Below are 18,621 nucleotides of genomic sequence, written 5' to 3'. Positions count from 1 at the left end.
CGGACGATTCGTCTCCGAGTCGATGACGGGGACCCTCAGCCAGCCAACCGGAAGCACGGGAAGAGATGTCGGCACCTAATAAGTCGTACGACCCTGTAGAGGTCGAGGCCTTGAAACCGGAAGAGATCGAGCGCATGCGGGACGAGGCGCTCGCCGCCTTCGCCGCCGCCGGCGACCTCGACGCGCTCCAGGAGGCCAAGGTCGCCCACACCGGCGGCACCTCTCCGCTGGCCCTCGCCAACCGCGAGATCGGCGCACTGCCCCCGCAGGCCAAGGCCGCGGCCGGCAAGCTCGTCGGCCAGGCCCGCGGCGCCGTGAACAAGGCCCTCGCCGCCCGCCAGGCCGAACTGGAGGCCGAGCGCGACGCGCGCGTCCTGGTCGAGGAGGCGGTGGACGTCACCCTGCCCTACGACCGCGTACCGTCCGGCGCCCGGCACCCGCTCACCACCATGATGGAGCGGGTCGCGGACGTCTTCGTGTCCATGGGATACGAGGTCGCCGAGGGCCCCGAGGTCGAGGCGGAGTGGTTCAACTTCGACGCCCTCAACTTCACGCCCGACCACCCGGCCCGGCAGATGCAGGACACCTTCTTCGTCCAGGGCCCCGAGGGCACCCACGGCGACGAGTCCGGTGTCGTGCTGCGCACCCACACCTCCCCGGTGCAGGCCCGCGCCCTGCTCGACCGCGAACCGCCCGTCTACGTCGTGTGCCCCGGCCGCGTCTACCGCACGGACGAGCTCGACGCCACGCACACCCCGGTCTTCCACCAGATCGAGCTGCTGGCCGTCGACGAGGGCCTGACCATGGCCGACCTCAAGGGCACCCTGGACCACATGGTCCAGTCGCTCTTCGGCCCGGACATGAAGACCCGGCTGCGCCCGAACTACTTCCCCTTCACCGAGCCGTCCGCCGAGATGGACATGCTCTGCTACGTCTGCAAGGGCGAGTCCGTCGGCAACCCCGACCGCCCCTGCCGGACCTGCTCCTCCGAGGGCTGGATCGAGCTCGGCGGCTGCGGCATGGTCAACCCGCGGGTGCTGGTCGCCTGTGGCGTCGACCCGGAGAAGTACAGCGGATTCGCCTTCGGGTTCGGCATCGAGCGGATGCTGATGTTCCGTCACAACGTTGAAGACATGCGAGACATGGTCGAGGGTGACGTCCGGTTCACCCGGCCGTTCGGGATGGAGATCTGATGCGGGTCCCGCTTTCTTGGCTGCGGGAGTACGTCGACCTGCCGGCGACGGAGACCGGGCGCGACGTCCAGGCCAAGCTCATTTCGGCCGGCCTCGAGGTCGAGACGGTCGAGCAGCTCGGCGCCGACCTCAAGGGCCCCCTGGTCGTCGGCCAGGTGCTCACCATCGAGGAACTGACGGAGTTCAAGAAGCCCATCCGCTTCTGCACCGTCGACGTCGGCACCGCCAACGGCACCGGTGAGCCCCAGGAGATCGTCTGCGGCGCGCGCAACTTCGCCGTCGGCGACAAGGTCGTCGTGGTCCTGCCCGGCGCCGTCCTGCCCGGCGACTTCGCGATCGCCGCGCGCAAGACGTACGGCAAGACCTCGCACGGCATGATCTGCTCCGGCGACGAGCTGGGCATGGGCGACGACGGCAGCGGCGGCATCATCGTGCTGTCGCCGGAGGCCGAGCCCGGCACCGACGCGATCGAGCTGCTCCAGCTCGTCGACGAGGTCCTCGACATCGCCGTCACGCCCGACCGCGGCTACGCCCTGTCGCTGCGGGGTGTGGCCCGCGAGACCGCCACCGCCTACGGCCTGCCGCTGCGCGACCCCGCGCTGCTCGACGTCCCGGCCCCGAACGCGTTCGGCCACCCGGTGCGGGTCTCCGACCCGATGGGCTGCGACCGCTTCACCGCGCGTACGGTGACCGGCCTCGACCCCGACGCCCAGTCCCCGATCTGGCTGCGCCGCCGGCTCCAGAAGGCCGGCATGCGCCCGGTCTCGCTCGCCGTCGACATCACCAACTACGTGATGCTGGAGCTCGGCCAGCCCCTGCACGCCTACGACCGCAGCCGGGTCCAGGGCACGATCGGCGTGCGCCGGGCCGAGCAGGGCGAGAAGCTCACCACCCTCGACGGCGTCAAGCGCACGCTGGACGCCGGCGACCTGGTGATCACCGACGACCGCGGCCCCATCGGCCTCGCGGGCGTCATGGGCGGCGCCCACACCGAGATCGACGACACCGAGGGCACCACCACCGAGGTCGTCATCGAGGCCGCGCACTTCGACCCGATCACCATCGCGCGCACGGCCCGCCGTCACAAGCTGGCCTCCGAGGCGTCCAAGCGCTTCGAGCGCGGCGCCGACCCCGAGGCCACCTCGGCCGCCGCCCAGCGGACCGTCGACCTCCTCGTGCTCCTCGCGGGCGGCACCGCCGACGCCGGGGTCACCGAGGTGATCGCGCCGTCCGCGCCGCACACCATCACCATCCCGGCCGACCACCCGGACAAGGTGGCCGGTGTCGGCTACGGCCGCGAGACCGTCGTCCGCCGCCTCCAGGAGGTCGGCTGCGACGTCTACGGGCAGGACGAGCTCATCGTCACCGTGCCGTCCTGGCGGCCCGACCTGACCGACCCGAACGACCTCGCGGAAGAGGTCATCCGGCTGGAGGGCTACGAGAACCTGCCCTCCACGCTGCCCAAGCCCCCGGCGGGCCTCGGCCTCACCGACCGGCAGCGGCTGCACCGCCGGGCCGGCCGCGCGCTGGCCGGTGCCGGATACGTCGAGGCGCCGAACTACCCGTTCATCGGCGAGCACGTCTTCGATCAGTTCGGCCTCGCCGAGGACGACCCGAAGCGCAAGGTCGTCAAGCTGGTCAACCCGCTCTCCGACGAGGAGCCCGCGCTCCGTACGACGCTGCTGCCGGGCCTGCTGCACGCCCTGCGCCGCAACGACGGACGCGGCAGCCACGACCTGGCGCTCTTCGAGACAGGCCTGGTCTTCCACCCCCGGGAGGAACCGCGTGTCGCCGGGCGGCTGCCCGTCGACCGCCGTCCCACCGACGAGGAGATCGCGACCCTGACCGCCGCGCTTCCCGCCCAGCCCCGGCACGCCGCCGTCGTCCTCGCGGGCGCCCGCGAGCAGGCCGGCTGGTGGGGCAAGGGACGCCCGGCCGACTGGGCCGACGCGATCGAGGCCGCGCGCACCCTGGCCCGCGAGTCGGGGACCGAACTCCTCGTCCGCTCCGGTCAGTACGGGCCGTGGCACCCGGGCCGCTGCGCCGAGCTCGCGGTCGTGGTGGACGGCGCGGAGCAGGTCATCGGGTACGCCGGTGAGCTGCACCCCGGTGTCCTGAAGACGCTGGGCCTGCCCGCGCGCACCTGCGCGATGGAGCTGGACCTGGACGCGCTGGAGCGGGCGAGCTCGGGCCACCCCAAGGGCCCGAAGATCTCGACCTTCCCGGTCGCCACGCAGGACGTCGCGCTGGTCGTCGACAAGAGCGTCCCGCACACGGACGTCGAGGCGGCCCTGCACGAGGGCGCGGGTGAACTCCTGGAGTCCATCCGGCTGTTCGACGAGTACGAGAGCGAGCAGCTCGGCGCGGACAAGAAGTCCCTCGCCTACGCGCTGCGGTTCCGTGCCGCCGACCGCACGCTGACCGTCGACGAGGCCTCCGCGGCCCGCGATGCGGCGGTGGCGCTCGCCTCCGAGCGCACGGGGGCGGTGCTGCGCGGAGCCTGACCGCTCCACCGGGTGTCCCGGGGAACTGTGCGCCATGATGGGGCCGCGGATCATCTCGCGGCCTGGCGCACGGTTCCCCGCGCCTGTTTCAGCGGGTTCCACCGGCTCCTGCCCAGCGGTTCCACGGCCCCTGCCTGCATAAATGCGGGTGTCCGAAGACACCTCACTCATTCGGGTGACATGCCCGGGTGATCCGGCCCGGCCGGGCCGGACGGTCGACAGAATCGGAGCGGTCTCTCCGAGGCCGTCTGCGCTGTCCGTGCCTATTGGGGGGCCAATCGGCATGATCCGTATCAAGACCGGGGCTTCCCGCAGGGCGACGCTTCGGACGCATTCGGGGAATTCGGCCAGAACGGTCCTCGGCCCGCGCCGTCGGCGTGACCGGCTGCGGGCCGGATTCGACCGGGCGGTGCGCGGTCGCCGGCCCCGCCTCTGTTTCACCCCGGCGGCGTGCGGACGCGGCGCGCTCCGCCACCGGGTCCCGCGCGGCGCCGACCGGCCGCCGCCGCGCCGGGCGGTGAACCTGGGGCTGCCCGCCGTCTGGGGCGCGCTCGCGATCTCGTACAAGATGGCCTGCCCGCTCGCTCAGGAGAACGGGCTCGGCGCCCGCGTCGTCACCAGCGCCGTCTTCTTCGCGGTCGGAGCCGGTCTGATACTCCACGTCAGACGAGCGGTGATGCGCGAGCTCCGGCAGATCCGCAAGGTCGCGGGAGCCGCGCAGAACGTCCTGCTGCGCCCGCTGCCCCCGCGCATCGACGGACTGGACATCGCGGCGGCCCAGCTCTCCGCGGACCACGGCGCGAGCATCGGCGGCGATCTGTACGAGGCGATCGCCACCGAGCACGGTGTGCGGGTCGTGATGGGAGACGTCCGCGGCCACGGACTGGGGGCCATCGGGACCGTCGCCGCGGTCCTCGGCAGTTTCCGCGAGGCCGCGCACGACGAACCCGGACTCGACGGCGTCCTCAGAAGACTGGAGCGGGCGCTGGCCCGGCACCTGTGCCAACGGGACCGCGCCGAACCCCCCTCCTCCGGGCCCGACCCCGACAGCCACACCGCCGAGGAGTTCGTCACCGTCCTGCTCCTGGAGATCCGCGGGGACGGCGAGGTGCACGCCCTCAACTGCGGCCACCCCTGGCCGTATCTGCTCACGCGCGGCCGCGTCCGGCCCCTGGTCCGCGCCGAACCACTGCCCCCGCTCGGGCCGTTCCCGCTGCCGGCCCGTCTCCCGGCCGAATCCTGCGGCCGGCTCCGGCCCGGCGAGGGTCTCTTCCTGCACACCGACGGTGCCGAGGACGCGCGGGACGCCCGGGGGCGGTTCTTTCCGCTGCTGCCGGCGCTCACCGCGGCCGTGCGCGACGGACCCGTCGTACCGCAGGCCGTGCTGCGCGCGGTGCTCACCGGCCTGCTGCGCCACACCGGCGGCCGGCCCGACGACGACGTGGCCCTCCTGGTGCTCCACAACGACCGCCGGCCCCTCGCCCTGAAACCGGGCCGTGTGTCCCGGCATGTGCCGCGCTAGCGCGCACGGCGGGCAGGGGCGGCCACCGGTCGCGGCCGACCTCCCCGGCCGGAGGGCGACCGGCCACGGGACCCACACCCGGACGACCGGAGTCCCGCGGACGCCCCGGCCGACCGGCTCTGCCGTCCGCCCGGCCACGGAGTGTCGGGCAGGCGGCCGGGCGGACGGCGCGGAGCGGGCCGCCGTACTGTACGAGGGGGAGCCGGCGGCCCGGCCGGCCTCTTGCGAGGCATTTCAGTCAACCGGTGCGAAACTCTCCGCGACAGCGCGCGCACAGCGCGGATACGGGCATTCCCATCACACCCCGTGTGAAAGGGGACGCACTACTCTCTCTGATGCGGTCGGGCGCGGTCGGCACGACCGGCGCCGTCGGCAACGAGCCACCCGGGGGGCCTCCCATGCAGCCCAACACTCTGCTCGACGCGATCCTCGACGAGGCGGGCATATCGCACGCGGGGCTCGCCGCCCACGTCAACCAGGCGGGCCGGGCCCGCGGTCTGGCCCTGCGCTACGAACACACCGCCGTGGCACGGTGGCTGAAGGGCCAGCGGCCGCGCGGTCAGGTGCCCGACCTGATCTGCGAGGTGCTCGCGGGACGCCTGCACCGGCCGGTCACGCTCGACGACATCGGCCTCGGCGTCCCCGGTGAGCCCGCCACCCCGCACGCCGGCTCGCTCTCCGGCTTCGTCGAACGCGCCACCGCTCTGTGGCGCTCCGACGAACAGCAGCGCCCGCACATCCTCGGCGCCCAGGCCGTCACCGGAACCCCGGCCGTGATGCCCGTGTGGGAGTGGGAGAACCCTCCCGAGGACGTGGACGTCTCCCGCGGCGGCCGCCATCAGGTCAGCATGGCCGACATCGAGATGCTGCGCGCGGCGCGGGCCCACTACGAGCAGATGTACCGCAAGGCCGGCGGCATAGCGACCCGCACCCGGATCGTCGGCTTCCTCAACTCCGAGACCGCACCCCTGCTGCGCGGCAGCTACACCGACGCCACCGGCCGCCAACTCCACCGCGCGACCGGCGGGTTGGTGGCCATCGCGGGCATCTGCGCCTACGACTCCGACGCGCACGGACTCGCCCAGCGCTACTTCCACCAGGCACTGCGTCTGGCGAAGGCCAGTGGGGACAGGGGACTTGGTGCGTACGTCATAGCGCTGCTGGTCAACCAGTCGCTGTTCATGCGCGAGTACCGGCAGGCGGTCGCCTTCGCCGAGGCCGCGCTACGGGCGGCGGGGCGCCACATCACCCCGGCGCTCGCCTCCGACCTCTACGCCATGCAGGCCAAGGCGTACGCGCACCTCGGCGACGGCAGCAGCGCGCTGTCCTGCATACGGCGTGCCGAGCAGGCCGCCGAGCGTATCCGGCGCGGTTACGAGCCCGACGAGACCGGCTATGTCCAGCCGGGACTGGTCAACGTACAGGTGGCGGAGGCACTGCTCAGCCTCGGCGACCTGGTGGCCGCCGCGGAGCACGCGGCGGCCGCGGTCGACACTCCGGCGCACGACCGGGGGCGCGTGCACCGGCTGGCCATGCTCAGCCAGATCGAACTGCGCCAGGGCAACGCCGACAAAGCGGTGGCGACGGCCGTCCGGATGGCGGAGCAGGCACGGGGGATGGAGTCCCAGCGGCTGCGCGACAGACTGCGCGCGGTACGCGAACACCTGGTGCGCAGCGGTTGCTCGGGCACGACCGAGGCCGCTGAACTCATCGACGGCGCACTGCGCGTACCGCTGTAGGAAGCAGCCCGGCGAGCCGCTTCACAGGCGGCGCCGGAGCGCCGCGGCCCGAGCGGCGCCGGGGCGCGGGCGACCGTCGCGCGCGGCCGTGTTCACCGCCACTGTGCTGCGCCCCGACCCCAGTGAGCCCTGCTGTCGGGACGCGGCTGCTGCCATATTGCCATCACTCGGCGGAAGGTGGCAGAACCGTGCAGTGGACGAAACAGAACGAACAAACTGTGTATGCAAACCGCTGGTTCAGCGTCAATCTCGCAGATGTGGAGCTGCCGGACGGGCGGCATCTCGATCACTTCCTGATCAGGCTGCGGCCCGTCGCCGTGGCCACGGTGGTGAACGAGGCCAACGAGGTGCTGCTCCTGTGGCGGCACCGCTTCATCACCGACAGCTGGGGGTGGGAGCTCCCGGCGGGCGTCGTGGAGGACGGCGAGGACATCGCCGTGGCGGCGGCCCGCGAACTGGAGGAGGAGACCGGGTGGCGGCCGGGACCCCTGAGGCATCTGATGAGTGTCGAGCCCTCCAACGGGCTCACCGACGCCCGGCATCACATCTACTGGGCCGACGAGGGCGTGTACATCGGACACCCCGTGGACGACTTCGAGTCCGACCGCCGGGAGTGGGTTTCCCTGAAGCTCGTTCCCGACATGGTCGCCCGGGGTGAGGTCCCGGCCGCCAACATGGCGGCCGCACTGCTCCTCCTGCACCATCTCAGGCTCGGACAGGACGCGTTGCCCTGACCGGTCCCCCCTCACAGCCCCCTGGTCCTAGTGCCCCAGGGCCTGCCAGACCGCCACGGCCAGCGCGCCCACGGCCGCGACGGCGGCGAGGGTGGGCAGTGGCCAGCGGGTGTGTTCGAGCGCGACGATCCGTGTGCTGAGGTCATCGAGGTCCTTGGCCGTCTGGTCGTCGCGCTGCGTGAGCAGGGCCAGTCCTCCCTCGATGCGGGTGAACCCCACTTCGAGCGACCGGCGTAACTCCGCGATCTCCTTCGGTGCCGCGGGATGCTCGGGGTCGGCGTTCACGAGTCCGCTCCTTTCCGTGGTCGGCACATCCCTGTCTGTGCACGGAAAGTCAACTCGCCTGGTGGACACGTGGGGAGAGTGTGCGCCAGGCATATGCGAGCCCGGTACGCACACGGCGTGTGAACGCCGCGGGCCCGGCACCACAGAAGGTGCCGGGCCCGTGCGAACTCCGGTGAGCGGAGCGGGTGTTCAGTCGATGTCCGGCCTGGTCAGCCGTAGGTGTAGAAGCCCGAACCGGACTTGCGGCCGAGGCGGCCGGCGTCGACCATGCGCTGGAGCAGCGGGGGAGCGGCGTACAGCGGCTCCTTGTACTCCTCGTACATCGAGTACGCGACCGAGGCCACCGTGTCGAGACCGATCAGGTCGGACAGCTTGAGCGGGCCCATCGGGTGGGCGCAGCCCATCTCCATGCCGTTGTCGATGTCCTCGCGGCTCGCCATGCCCGACTCGAACATCCGGATCGCGGACAGGAGATAGGGGATCAGCAGCGCGTTGACGACGAAGCCCGAGCGGTCCTGGGCGCGGATCGCGTGCTTGCCGAGCGCCTTCTCGGCGAACAGCTGGGCGCGGCTGATGGTGCCCTCGGAGGTGGTCAGCGCCGGGATCAGCTCCACGAGCTGCTGCACCGGGGCCGGGTTGAAGAAGTGGATGCCGATGACCTGGTCGGGACGCGAGGTCGCGACGGCCAGCTTCACCAGCGGGATCGAGGAGGTGTTGGAGGCCAGGATCGCGTCCGGCCTGGTCATCACCTGGTCGAGCACCTGGAAGATCTCGGTCTTCACCTGCTCGTTCTCGACGACGGCCTCGATCACCAGGTCACGGTCGGCGAACTCGCCGAGGTCCGTGGTGAAGCTCAGCCGGTCCTGGGTGGCCTTGAGCTCTTCCTCGGAGATCTTTCCGCGCCCGGCCGCCTTGGACAGGGAGGAGAAGAGCCGGGTCCGGCCGATCTCCAGGGCTTCGCCGGTGGTCTCGGCGACCTTGACGTCGAGACCGGCGCGGGCGCACACCTCGGCAATGCCCGCTCCCATCTGGCCGCAGCCCACCACTCCGACGCGCTCGATGTCGGTCACATCGTCCCCTTCGCTGATCCGTACGGCCCGGCAGGTCGTCCGTTGTTCGGGCCCTGCTCCGAACGTGCACGTTACCCCCAAGTATCGATGATCGATCGCCGGGGTGGTGCATGCTGGTTCCCGATACGAAACGTGACCGGACGGGTTCGCAGCGTAGGGGGTAACGGACATGGGGCGACTGCCACGCCGGGCGTTCGCGGCGGCCGCGCTCGGGGCACTGTCGGGGGTCGGCACGGCGGGGGACGCCGCAGCCGCCCGTGCCGCGGTCCCACCGCACCGGCCGGCGGCCCCGCGCGCCATGCGCGGCATGTGGCTCGCCACCGCGTCGAACCGCGACTGGCCCTCCCGCACCGGCCTGAGCCCCGCCCGTCAGCGCGCCGAACTCGTCGGCCACCTGGACACGGCCGTACGTCTGCGCCTCAACACGGTGATCTTCCAGGTCCGCCCCGCCGCCGACGCGCTGTGGCCCTCTCCGTACGAGCCGTGGTCCCGGTACCTGACCGGCGTCCAGGGCAAGGATCCCGGCTGGGACCCGCTGGGCACCGCGGTGCGCGAGGCCCACGCGCGCGGTCTGGAACTGCACGCCTGGTTCAACCCCTACCGGGTGTCGGGACAACCGGACCCCGGCAGGCTCGCCCCCTCGCACCCCGCGCGTCTCCACCCGGAGTGGACCGTGCGCCACGGCGGGAAGCTCTACTACAACCCCGGACTGCCCCCGGTCCGCACGTTCGTCCGGGCCGCGATGCTCGACGCGGTGCGCCGGTACCCCGTCGACGGCGTGCACTGGGACGACTACTTCTATCCCTACCCGGTGCCCGGCGAGCGCTTCGACGACGACGCGGCGTACGCCGAACACGGCGCGGGCTTCCCGGACCGGTCGGCCTGGCGGCGTCACAACATCGACCTGCTGGTGCAGGAGATGGCGGAGGGCATCAAGAAGGTCCGCCCCGGGGTCCGCTTCGGCATCAGCCCCTTCGGCGTCTGGCGCAACGCGTCGACCGACCCGCTCGGTTCGCCGACCCGGGCCGGCGTCGAGACGTACGACGACCTGTACGCCGACACCAGGAAATGGGTCGGGCGGCACTGGGTCGACTACATCTGCCCCCAGCTCTACTGGAACATCGGCTTCGCCGCCGCCGACTACGCGAAGCTGCTGCCCTGGTGGGCGCGGGTCACCCGGGGCACCGGCGTGCACCTGTACGCGGGCGAGGCGCTGTACAAGGCGGGCGACCCGGCGCAGCCCGCGGCATGGCGGGACCCGGCCGAACTCTCCCGGCATCTCACCCTGGCCCGCGGCCACGCCGAAGTGCGCGGACATGTCTTCTTCGCGGCCTCGGAGGCGGGCGCCGACCGGATCGGCGCGATGGCACGGGTGGTCGCCGACCACTACCGGCAGCCGGCGAAGCCCCCGCGCTGAGCGGCCGCCGGCATCCCGGCGGCCGTTGGGCCGTCCTACCGCGGCGGCATGTCCCGGTGGCGGATCTCGGAGTCCGGCCCCGGCGAGCACACGGCCTCGTGACCGTCCTCGAACCGCACGCGGTAGGGGGGAGCGCCTTCGGCTCCCATGACCTCGGTGATCTCCGCGACCTTGTCGTGCTGGCCGACGGTCCTGCCGTGCTGCACCAGCTGGTCGCCTTTGGTTGCGTGCATCTGAACGGTCTCCTCGTCTGTACGGGAGCAACGGTTCGTGGCCTCGGGCGGAAAGGCCCGGGGCGCGGGTCGGTGCGGCCTGTGCGTGCGGGTCAGCCCCGTGCCCGCTGGGTCAGGGCGATGCAGACGAGGACGGCGGCCGCCGTCAGGGGCGCCGCCGGGGTGAGCCGCTCGCCCAGGAGCAGTACCGACCACACCAGTGTGAGCAGCGGCTGGGCGAGCTGCAACTGGCTCGCCTTGGGAATCCCGATCGAGGCCATCCCCCGGTACCAGACCACCAGGCCGAGGAACTGCGAACCGACCGCGACCCACAGCAGCCCGGTCACGCTGTGCGCCGTCAGGTGCACGGGCTCGAAGGAGAGCGCCAGCAGCGCGCCCGGAACGCTGAGCGGCAGACACAGGACCAGGGCCCAGCCGATGACCTGCCAGCCCGGCATCACCCGGGCCAGCCGGCCGCCCTCGGTGTAGCCCGCCGCGCAGATCAGCAGGGCCCCGAAGAGATAGGCGTCCGCACCGGTCAGGGCACCGCCGCTCTGCTGCACGGTGAACGCGATCACGGCCGCCGCCCCCGCGCAGGCCGCCACCCAGAACGTCCGCGACGGCCGCGCGCCGGTGCGCAGCGCCGAGAACAGCGCCGTCGTGAGCGGCAGCAGCCCGACGACGACGGCCGCGTGCGCGGTGGTCGACGTCCGCAGGGCGAGGGTCGTCAGGAGCGGGAAACCGAGGACGACACCGGCGGCGACGACGGCGAGGCCCGCCAGATGCCGCCGGGCGGGCCGGGGGATCCGCAGCGCGAGGAGGCAGCCGCCCGCGAGGACCGCCGCGAGGACGCAGCGCACGGTCACCAGCGACCAGGGGCCGAAGCCCTCCAGGCCCCAGGCGGTCGCGGGGAAGGTGAGGGAGAAGGCGGTGACCCCCAGGGCCGCCTGAAGGGTGCCCGAGCGGCGGTCCGCCGGAACGGGGCCGCGGGGCGGGACGGAGGCCGGGGGCTCGACGCCGGTGCTGACCGCTATCCCGGTCCGGTCGATAGCGCTACTCTCTGCTCTCATGCAAGAGCGTAGCAGTGTGGGCGATCTGGCGGATCGGCTGCGACAGGAGCTGAACCGCTACTCTCCCGGTGGAAAGCTGCCGTCCAGCCGGGCCCTCGTCGAGCGGTTCCGCGTGAGCCCGGTGACCGTGTCACGGGCGCTGGCACAACTGGCCGCCGAGGGGCTCGTGGTCACCCGGCCCGGTGCGGGCGCCTTCCGGGCGAGGCCCAGGCCCGCCACCACCTCCACCGGGGACACCTCCTGGCAGGAGGTCGCGCTCAGCGCGGACGCCGCGACGGAGGCCGTCCCGCGCACCGTGGACGCCTCCGGCGTTCTCGCCTCGCTCGCCGCGCCGCCCCCCGGTGTCATCGAGTTCAACGGCGGCTATCTGCACCCCTCGCTCCAGCCGGAGCGGGCGATGGGCGCGGCCCTCTCCCGGGCCGGCCGCCGCCCCGGGGCCTGGTCACGGCCGCCCATGGAGGGACTGCCCGAACTGCGCGAGTGGTTCGCGCGCGGTATCGGCGGGGCGATCGGCGCCGCCGAGGTCCTGGTCGCGGCCGGCGGCCAGACCGCCCTGACGACCGCCCTGCGCGCGCTCGCGCCGCCCGGCGCCCCCGTCCTGGTCGAGTCACCCACGTATCCGGGCATGCTGGCCATCGCCCGCGCCGCCGGCCTTCGCCCCGTTCCGGTCCCGGTGGACCCCGACGGGGTGAAACCCGAGCTCCTGGCCGACGCTTTCAGGGTGACCGGCGCCCGCGTCTTCGTCTGCCAGCCGCTCTTCCAGAATCCGACCGGCGCCGTGCTCGCGCCCGAGCGGCGCGGCGAGGTGCTGCGCATCGCCCGGGACGCCGGAGCCTTCGTCATCGAGGACGACTTCGTACGCCGCCTTGTGCACGAGGACGCGGGCCCGCTGCCACGGCCACTGGCCGCCGAGGACCCCGACGGCGTCGTGGTGCACGTCGGTTCCCTGACCAAGGCGACCTCGCCGAGTTTCCGGGTCAGCGCCCTGGCCGCGCGCGGTCCGGTACTGGAGCGGCTGCGCGCCATCCAGGTCGTCGACACCTTCTTCGTGCCGCGCCCGCTCCAGGAGGCCGCGCTCGAACTCGTCGGCTCGCCGGCCTGGCCGCGCCATCTGCGAACCGTTTCGGCCGAGTTGAAGGTCCGGCGGGACACCATGACCGCCGCCCTGCGGCTGCGGCTCCCCGAACTCGCCCTGCCTCACATCCCGTTCGGCGGTTACCACCTGTGGGCGCGGCTGCCCGACGGCACCGACGAGTCCGCGCTGGTGGCCGCCGCCCTGCGCGCGGGAGTGGCCGTGACTCCCGGCCGCCCCTACTACAGCGCCGAACCCCCGGCCGCCCAGATCCGGTTGAGCTTCGCGGCGGTGGCGGGGACGGAGGAGATCACGGAGGGCGTACGACGACTGACGGCGGCGTACGACGAGGTGCGGGCCTGAGCGGAGGCGCCGGACCTCGTGCCACGGGGAGCCGTGGGACGCGACGGCGCGGCTACAGAGCCCCTTCACCGTCGGTGCACAGACCAGAAGCCGATGTTCCGTGAATATTCGGATACTCTGCGTAACACTCTTGACCTGCGGAGTCCCGCGCTCCACGATCTGCGCATGCATCTTCGGGTCACGTTCGTCGCCGCCGCGCGCAGTTCCGCGCTGCTGGCGGAGCGCTTCGAGGACGACCGGCCGCTGGACCAGGCGGGATGGGAGGAGGCGCAGCGCGCCGCCGCGGGGCTGCTGCCACTGGCGGCGGCCGAGCTGCGCTACTGCGCGCCGACCCCCCGCAGCCGGGCCACCGGTGACGTCCTCGGCTACGCGCCCCTGGTCCAGCTCGCGCTGCGTGACTGCGACATGGGCCGCTGGCGGGGCTTCACCCTGGGCGAGGCCATGGCCCGCGAGCCCGAGGCCGTGGACTCCTGGCTGTCCGATCCGCGCTCCACGCCCCACGGCGGTGAGAGCCTGCTGGCCTTCATCGCCCGGGTCGGCGCCTGGCTCGACACCCGGCCGGGCGAGGACGGCGGCAGCATCGTGGCGGTGGCCGAGCCGTCGGTGGTACGGGCCGCGCTGGTCTACGCGCTGAAGGCGCCGCCGTCGACGTACTGGAACATCGACGTCCGTCCCCTCTCGGCGATCACCGTGACGGGCCGGGCGGGCCGCTGGAATCTGCGCGTCGACGGGGCGCCCGCTCAGGTCGGGCGCGTGTAGCCGGTGGTGAGCACCAGGTCCTTCGCGGGTCCCCGCACCCGCCAGACGGACCGCCAGTGGTGTTCGTCCCGGACGGTGAACTCGCCGCGGTAGAGGTCCGCGGCGCAGGGGTGGTCGGCGACGTACCGCCCGGTCGTCAGGTCCAGGTCGTGGAACGGGCGGCCGTCGGAGAACCGTACGAGGGCGGTCCCGGGGCACCGGCCCGGCAGGAACCGCAGGGTCCGCTCGGCGGCCCGCGCGACGCCCTGCCACACGAACGTGCCCGACTCCCGGTGCAGCAGCCCGCCCTCCTCCAGCGGCCCGAACACCGTCGTGCCGGTGAAGCGGCCTTCGGCGTCGCTCGCGAGGTCCCGTACGGTGCGCTCGACCCGCCAGCTTCCGCGCAGGTACGTCAGCACGTCCTCGACCGGCCAGAACTCGCCCATGCCGTCCCGCTCTCCGTCCCGTCCGATGCGGCGCCCCTCGACGCGCGCCGGCCTCCCCCTATCCTGCCGCCCCGGTCACCGGCCGACGACCGGCGTACCGGTCAGGGGGCTTCGGGGCATCCCAGGGGCCGAGACCAGGGTCGGGGGGAGGGTGGAGCCCGGTCAGGAGCTGCGGCGGGGCTTGCCGCGCTTGGCGCCGCCCTTCGGGCCGCCGCCCCGGGTGTTCTTGGCCGAGGTCCCGCCGCCCTTGCCACCCGTCCTGCCGGGCGCGGACGTGCGCCGGGCGCCGCCCGAGTCCGACTTCCGGGGCGTGGACTTCGCCGCGCCCCGGTCCTTCTGCGCCGCCGCCGGCGGGGTCTGGGAACGCCCCCGGGTGCTGTTGACCGTGCGTCCGCGCACGATGCCGATGAAGTCCTCCACCCGTTCGGTGGTCCGCTCCTCGGGCCAGGCCAGCGCGACGCGCGACTCGGGGGCGTCCGTGACCGTCCGGTACGTGAGGTCCTTGCGGTGGTGGAGACGGGCGAGGGACTGCGGTACGAGAACGACCCCGATGCCCGCCGCGACGAGTTCCACGGCGTCCGCGGCGGTCGCGGGCCGCTCCAGCGCGGGCCTGCCCGGCAGCCGCTCCCAGTCCAGCGGGTCGTCGAGGGGGTGCAGCACGATGTCGTCGGCGAGGTCCTCGCCGCTGACCTGCTCGACCGCCGTCACGATGTGGTCCTTCGGGACCACGACGACCGTCGTCTCGGTGTAGAGGGGGATCGCGCTGAGGTCGGTCCCGTCGACCGGCAGCCGGACGAAGCCCGCGTCGGCGTCGCCGCGCCGCAGGACGTCGTACACCTCGTCGGCGGAGACCGGGACGAGGGCGAGGGGTACGTCGGGCAGCCGCTCGTTCCAGATCCGCACCCACTTCGAGGGCGTCACCCCCGGAACGTAGGCGAGCCTGAACGAGGGGGATGCTTCGGAGCCGGTCACCACGTCAGATTACCCGCCGTGGCCATGGCGCCGTACCGGCGATGGTCGGCGAAGGCCCGCGCGCTCGATACCCTTGACCCCATGAGTTCGCACCAGACCGCCCAGACGATGAAGCCCGCCACCGCGGCGAAGAAGCTGGGTGTGTACCTCGAGGCCACCCCCACCGAGTTCCAGGAGGGTGTCGTCTCGCGTGCTGAGCTGAACGCGTTGCAGACCGACCCGCCCGCCTGGCTCCAGGAACTGCGCCGCACCGGTCCGCACCCGCGGCCGGTCGTCGCGGCCAAGCTCGGTGTCTCCATCGCGGGACTCGCCCGCGGCGGCGTCACCGAGGCTCTCACCACCGAGCAGATCGAGGCGCTGAAGACGGAGGACCCCGGGTGGCTGCGGCGCGAGCGCGCCACCCAGGCCGAGGTCCGCAAGGAGACGGTGCGCCTCAAGGAGAAGAACGCGGAGCGGGACGCCAAGCGTTCCTGACCCGGGCCGCGCCCGCCGCGGAGGCCGGCGCAGGCCGGGCCGCCCCGCGCCGGGATCTCAGCCGCCGGTCCCCGGGGTGCCGCGCCCGTCGGGACCGGGCGCCCCGGAGCCGTTCGCGCCGGGCGGGGATGCCGTGCCGCCCGAGTGCCCGAACGCCTTGACGAGCAGGTAGATCACCGCGCCCGGCGGGATCAGGAAGATGACGACGGGGAACTGGAACGTGCCCGTCGTCTGATGGGCGACGTACCACCCGTAACAGGTGAGGAAGATCCCGCCCAGAGCGGCCCAGGCGCGGTTCTTGAACGAGTTCCCGGGGACGAAGGCCGCTCCGATCAGGATGATTCCCGACAGGACGGCGAAGATCTCGTACGCGCTCCAGTGCGCGGACGGCGACGATGACACGGTCGTTCCTCCAAGGTTTTCGGTGATGAGCACGCCGTACGACCGAGCCCGCCCGGGCCACGCCCCTTAGCCGTGCGGGAGCCGGGTCACGCCGGTGACGGTCACGGGAGCCGGGAGCGCGCCCGAGCCGAGGGTGACGGCGAGCCGCTCGGCCGACTCCCGGGTGAAGCTTCCGGAGATCTCGGCCGTACCGCCGCCGAGCTGCTGGTTGACGGACGGGGCCGAGATCACGGCACCGTCCAGCACGATGGCCATCTGGTTCTGCGGCGGTGTGTTCACGGACAGGCCCCCCGTCAGGGCGGCGAACTCCCGGGCGCCGACCGAGTCGAAGCGCAGCCGCACGAGCCAGCCCCCGGTCTGCCGGCCGAGCACCGCCTTGGCCGAGGCCACATGAGCCCCGTCCACCGCCGTCGGCCCCAGGATGAACTTGGTGCGCGATCCGGATCCGCCGCCGTCGGTTCCGCAGGCGACGACGGAGTCCTCCGCGCGGGCCTTCCGCTCTGTCGCCGCCCTCTCCTGTGCCGAGCAGCCCAGCGCCGCGTAGCGCGCCTGGAGCGCCGCGTCCTGGGCGCCCCCCTCGGCCGGAGCCGGCCCGGCGCTCGCGCTCGCCGACCCGGCGGCACGGGGAAGCAGACCGTCGGTGACGGCACGACCCCGCGCGGGGTCGGCGCTGGACGAAGGCGTCGGAGTCGGAGTCGGAGCCGCGCCGACCGTCTCCTCGGCCAGGACGGCACGGAAACCGAGGCGCCCGGACGTGCCCAGCCCGGTCAGACGCTTCTCGTCGGCGGTGCGGCCCGTGACGTCGACCCCTCCGTCGCGCGTCTCGACGCGCACGTCCTGGAGTCCCAGCGCCTTGGCCCGCGCCCGCATACGGTCCGCGGTCCGGCGCGCGGCGTCGGCCCCCAGCGGTGTCGCCCCGGCGAAGGTCACCACGGACCGCGGTGAGTCCGCGGCGGCGGACGGAGACGCGGTGCCCGAACGGACGGCCCCCGCCGCACCCGGCGACCGGTCCGCGGAGCCGGAGCCGGACGCGGAACAGGCGGCGAGCGTCGCCGCGGCGACGCAGAGGAGGAGAGCCCTGTGCGGGGCCCGGGGGAGAGGCATGCGGGGATGGTTCCAATCCGGCGCCCTCCGGCGAAGGTGATGCCAGGCTTTGACCGCAATTCATCCGGGGTGGGTCTGCTTTTCCGCCGGATCCGATCGTGTGATGTCCGAGCGGCAGGGGGCGTGGCAGCGCCGGGAGCGCACGCTCCGCTCGACCTCGCGCCGGCGGTACAGGCTCCCAGCGCCCCGCGCCGGGAGCGCACGCTCCGGCCGGCGTCGGCCGCCCGCGCCCGGGCGTCCGGCCGACCGTGAAATGTGGTTCATGGACTGCGCCCGCGCTGGGCATGATTCCCACCGTGCCGGCGGACGGGGGCCGTCGCGGAGTCTCGGGTGTGACCGAGAATTTTAGTTGGCGGATCATGGTTCGAGCCGTGCAGGTCAGGAGAGTGTGGAGAATTTTTGGTGGCGGATCTTGAGAGGGATAGTTGGCGGATCATGAGCTTGGATGCGCACTGTGCGTGAGTGACGGGTGAGCCAGTTCAAGATGTCACCCGATCGTGCGCCAGACCCCTCTGTCCGAAGTGGCACGCGCCTCGGTGAAGTCCACGTTTTCGGGGAGTTGAACCCGCCAGGTGGCCGTGGGCTGTTCCGCAGCGGGGAGGTTCAGGGAGATCTCCGTTCCCTGGGCGAGCAGTGTGCCCGTGCTGTTCAGTTCCCGCTCGCCGACGGTGCCCGTGATCTTGAGCTGCGCGGCCTGCCCGGTCGAGCCCGGGGCCTGTGAGATGTGGATGGGGCCGCCGTTGCCCGCCAGTCGGGTGACCACGCCGGACAGTGCTTCGTACGAGAGGGTCAGTGTGCCTGTGGCGAGGTTCGCCTCGGCGCTGCGTGCGGTGAGGGAGGTCACCTGCACGCCATGCAGGTCGAGTTGGAGCTGCTTGACGGGCAGGTAGCCGCCCTGAGCGTTGTTCGTGGTGTCGATGGTGAACTGCCGCGCTGTCAGCTTGACGCGGGCGAATGTCTGGCCGGGTGCCTGAGACAAGAAGGGGAATCCTTCGACCCACACGTTGAGGTGGCCGTCGGTGGTGTTCGGGTAGCCGCACACGGCGACTCGGTCCGCGATGGTGAAGAGTACGGCCAGCGCCACCACCGTGATCGCGAGGACCTTCACCCAGCGACGTCTCATGTTGAGTTCCCCGTAGTTCCAACCTCGGCTGCACACGGCCAGTTCGGGAACCGATCATGCACGGCACGCGGCTCGTGCGACAGCCTGGTGGAGTGGGGCTACGGGTTCGCGGCATACGCGACCGGCAGGTCGGACCTGGGTCTGCGTCGGATGTTGACCGCCAAGGATGCGTCAAAGGGGC

At 72.6% G+C, this 18,621-nt stretch carries 18 protein-coding genes; 9 read left to right on the top strand and 9 right to left on the bottom strand.

Features of this window, described 5'->3' with window-relative positions:
• The first annotated feature begins 65 nt into the window (after positions 1-65).
• From pheS to ACF07B_RS34435, 5 genes are all read left to right on the top strand, one after another.
• Positions 66-1,193, top strand: coding sequence for a phenylalanine--tRNA ligase subunit alpha (gene pheS / locus ACF07B_RS34455; protein ID WP_369482567.1), 1,128 nt, complete (start codon positions 66-68; stop codon positions 1,191-1,193).
• The gene (pheT, locus tag ACF07B_RS34450; RefSeq protein WP_392181820.1) at positions 1,193-3,697 is read left to right on the top strand and encodes a phenylalanine--tRNA ligase subunit beta; all 2,505 of its coding nucleotides are present in this window, start codon (positions 1,193-1,195) and stop codon (positions 3,695-3,697) included. Before pheS ends, pheT begins: the two co-directional genes overlap by 1 nt.
• A 283-nt stretch (positions 3,698-3,980) precedes the next feature.
• The gene (locus ACF07B_RS34445) at positions 3,981-5,219 is read left to right on the top strand and encodes a PP2C family protein-serine/threonine phosphatase (RefSeq protein ID WP_392181819.1); all 1,239 of its coding nucleotides are present in this window, start codon (positions 3,981-3,983) and stop codon (positions 5,217-5,219) included.
• Positions 5,220-5,617: 398 nt separating this feature from the next.
• Positions 5,618-6,958 (top strand): transcriptional regulator, encoded by a 1,341-nt coding sequence (locus ACF07B_RS34440; protein WP_369482565.1) that lies wholly within the window; start codon positions 5,618-5,620, stop codon positions 6,956-6,958.
• 188 nt (positions 6,959-7,146) lie between these two features.
• Positions 7,147-7,692: an NUDIX hydrolase gene (locus ACF07B_RS34435; protein ID WP_392181818.1), complete on the top strand. Its 546-nt coding sequence runs from the start codon at positions 7,147-7,149 to the stop codon at positions 7,690-7,692.
• A 27-nt stretch (positions 7,693-7,719) separates the two neighbouring features.
• On the opposite strand, the gene ACF07B_RS34430 is transcribed toward ACF07B_RS34435, so the two are convergent.
• Together ACF07B_RS34430 and ACF07B_RS34425 are read right to left on the bottom strand one after the other, a co-directional pair.
• Positions 7,720-7,977 (bottom strand): hypothetical protein, encoded by a 258-nt coding sequence (locus ACF07B_RS34430; RefSeq protein ID WP_392181817.1) that lies wholly within the window; start codon positions 7,975-7,977, stop codon positions 7,720-7,722.
• Between the two features lie 209 nt (positions 7,978-8,186).
• Entirely contained in the window at positions 8,187-9,047 is an 861-nt protein-coding gene (locus tag ACF07B_RS34425) for a 3-hydroxybutyryl-CoA dehydrogenase (RefSeq protein ID WP_326788824.1), read from the bottom strand.
• Positions 9,048-9,216: 169 nt separating this feature from the next.
• Between ACF07B_RS34425 and ACF07B_RS34420 the strand changes: the two genes are divergently transcribed.
• The gene (locus tag ACF07B_RS34420; RefSeq protein ID WP_392181816.1) at positions 9,217-10,464 is read left to right on the top strand and encodes a glycoside hydrolase family 10 protein; all 1,248 of its coding nucleotides are present in this window, start codon (positions 9,217-9,219) and stop codon (positions 10,462-10,464) included.
• Positions 10,465-10,499: 35 nt separating this feature from the next.
• Here ACF07B_RS34420 and ACF07B_RS34415 read toward each other — a convergent pair whose 3' ends face one another.
• Together ACF07B_RS34415 and ACF07B_RS34410 are read right to left on the bottom strand one after the other, a co-directional pair.
• Positions 10,500-10,697 (bottom strand): DUF1918 domain-containing protein, encoded by a 198-nt coding sequence (locus ACF07B_RS34415; protein ID WP_326788826.1) that lies wholly within the window; start codon positions 10,695-10,697, stop codon positions 10,500-10,502.
• 92 nt (positions 10,698-10,789) lie between these two features.
• Positions 10,790-11,746, bottom strand: a complete 957-nt coding sequence (locus ACF07B_RS34410) for a DMT family transporter (protein WP_392181815.1) — start codon at positions 11,744-11,746, stop codon at positions 10,790-10,792.
• On the opposite strand from ACF07B_RS34410, the gene ACF07B_RS34405 reads away from it, so the two are divergent.
• Positions 11,745-13,181: a PLP-dependent aminotransferase family protein gene (locus tag ACF07B_RS34405; protein WP_392181814.1), complete on the top strand. Its 1,437-nt coding sequence runs from the start codon at positions 11,745-11,747 to the stop codon at positions 13,179-13,181. The genes ACF07B_RS34410 and ACF07B_RS34405 overlap by 2 nt on opposite strands.
• A gap of 165 nt (positions 13,182-13,346) precedes the next feature.
• Entirely contained in the window at positions 13,347-13,940 is a 594-nt protein-coding gene (locus ACF07B_RS34400; protein WP_037628345.1) for a histidine phosphatase family protein, read from the top strand.
• On the opposite strand, the gene ACF07B_RS34395 is transcribed toward ACF07B_RS34400, so the two are convergent.
• Positions 13,922-14,365 (bottom strand): DUF6314 family protein, encoded by a 444-nt coding sequence (locus ACF07B_RS34395; protein ID WP_392181813.1) that lies wholly within the window; start codon positions 14,363-14,365, stop codon positions 13,922-13,924. The two genes, ACF07B_RS34400 and ACF07B_RS34395, sit on opposite strands and share 19 nt — an antisense overlap.
• A 162-nt stretch (positions 14,366-14,527) precedes the next feature.
• A complete protein-coding gene (locus ACF07B_RS34390) occupies positions 14,528-15,337 on the bottom strand; it encodes a LysR family transcriptional regulator substrate-binding protein (RefSeq protein WP_369482547.1) in 810 nt (269 codons plus the stop codon).
• An 81-nt stretch (positions 15,338-15,418) separates the two neighbouring features.
• On the opposite strand from ACF07B_RS34390, the gene ACF07B_RS34385 reads away from it, so the two are divergent.
• Positions 15,419-15,811: a DUF5997 family protein gene (locus ACF07B_RS34385; RefSeq protein WP_369482546.1), complete on the top strand. Its 393-nt coding sequence runs from the start codon at positions 15,419-15,421 to the stop codon at positions 15,809-15,811.
• Positions 15,812-15,868: 57 nt separating this feature from the next.
• Here ACF07B_RS34385 and ACF07B_RS34380 read toward each other — a convergent pair whose 3' ends face one another.
• From ACF07B_RS34380 to ACF07B_RS34370, 3 genes are all read right to left on the bottom strand, one after another.
• A complete protein-coding gene (locus ACF07B_RS34380; protein WP_369482545.1) occupies positions 15,869-16,213 on the bottom strand; it encodes a hypothetical protein in 345 nt (114 codons plus the stop codon).
• 66 nt (positions 16,214-16,279) lie between these two features.
• Positions 16,280-17,317: a hypothetical protein gene (locus ACF07B_RS34375; RefSeq protein WP_392181812.1), complete on the bottom strand. Its 1,038-nt coding sequence runs from the start codon at positions 17,315-17,317 to the stop codon at positions 16,280-16,282.
• A 487-nt stretch (positions 17,318-17,804) separates the two neighbouring features.
• The gene (locus tag ACF07B_RS34370) at positions 17,805-18,440 is read right to left on the bottom strand and encodes an LmeA family phospholipid-binding protein (protein WP_392181811.1); all 636 of its coding nucleotides are present in this window, start codon (positions 18,438-18,440) and stop codon (positions 17,805-17,807) included.
• Positions 18,441-18,621 lie beyond the last annotated feature (181 nt).

Source organism: Streptomyces sp. NPDC015532 (assembly GCF_043078065.1).
Classification (GTDB): Bacteria; Actinomycetota; Actinomycetes; order Streptomycetales; family Streptomycetaceae; genus Streptomyces.
The sequence above is the reverse complement of the archived record's forward strand: the minus strand, read 5'-3'. Positions and strand labels throughout refer to the sequence as shown.

Bases quoted from the DNA above. Each gene is read 5' to 3' on its own strand.
- ACF07B_RS34395 (WP_392181813.1), bottom strand. From the start codon at position 14,365: ATGGGCGAGTTCTGGCCGGTCGAGGACGTGCTGACGTACCTGCGCGGA.
- pheT (WP_392181820.1), top strand. From the start codon at position 1,193: ATGCGGGTCCCGCTTTCTTGGCTGCGGGAGTACGTCGACCTGCCGGCG.
- ACF07B_RS34420 (WP_392181816.1), top strand. From the start codon at position 9,217: ATGGGGCGACTGCCACGCCGGGCGTTCGCGGCGGCCGCGCTCGGGGCA.
- pheS (WP_369482567.1), top strand. From the start codon at position 66: ATGTCGGCACCTAATAAGTCGTACGACCCTGTAGAGGTCGAGGCCTTG.
- ACF07B_RS34405 (WP_392181814.1), top strand. From the start codon at position 11,745: ATGCAAGAGCGTAGCAGTGTGGGCGATCTGGCGGATCGGCTGCGACAG.
- ACF07B_RS34440 (WP_369482565.1), top strand. From the start codon at position 5,618: ATGCAGCCCAACACTCTGCTCGACGCGATCCTCGACGAGGCGGGCATA.
- ACF07B_RS34370 (WP_392181811.1), bottom strand. From the start codon at position 18,440: ATGAGACGTCGCTGGGTGAAGGTCCTCGCGATCACGGTGGTGGCGCTG.
- ACF07B_RS34410 (WP_392181815.1), bottom strand. From the start codon at position 11,746: ATGAGAGCAGAGAGTAGCGCTATCGACCGGACCGGGATAGCGGTCAGC.
- ACF07B_RS34375 (WP_392181812.1), bottom strand. From the start codon at position 17,317: ATGCCTCTCCCCCGGGCCCCGCACAGGGCTCTCCTCCTCTGCGTCGCC.
- ACF07B_RS34400 (WP_037628345.1), top strand. From the start codon at position 13,347: ATGCATCTTCGGGTCACGTTCGTCGCCGCCGCGCGCAGTTCCGCGCTG.
- ACF07B_RS34385 (WP_369482546.1), top strand. From the start codon at position 15,419: ATGAGTTCGCACCAGACCGCCCAGACGATGAAGCCCGCCACCGCGGCG.
- ACF07B_RS34445 (WP_392181819.1), top strand. From the start codon at position 3,981: ATGATCCGTATCAAGACCGGGGCTTCCCGCAGGGCGACGCTTCGGACG.
- ACF07B_RS34415 (WP_326788826.1), bottom strand. From the start codon at position 10,697: ATGCACGCAACCAAAGGCGACCAGCTGGTGCAGCACGGCAGGACCGTC.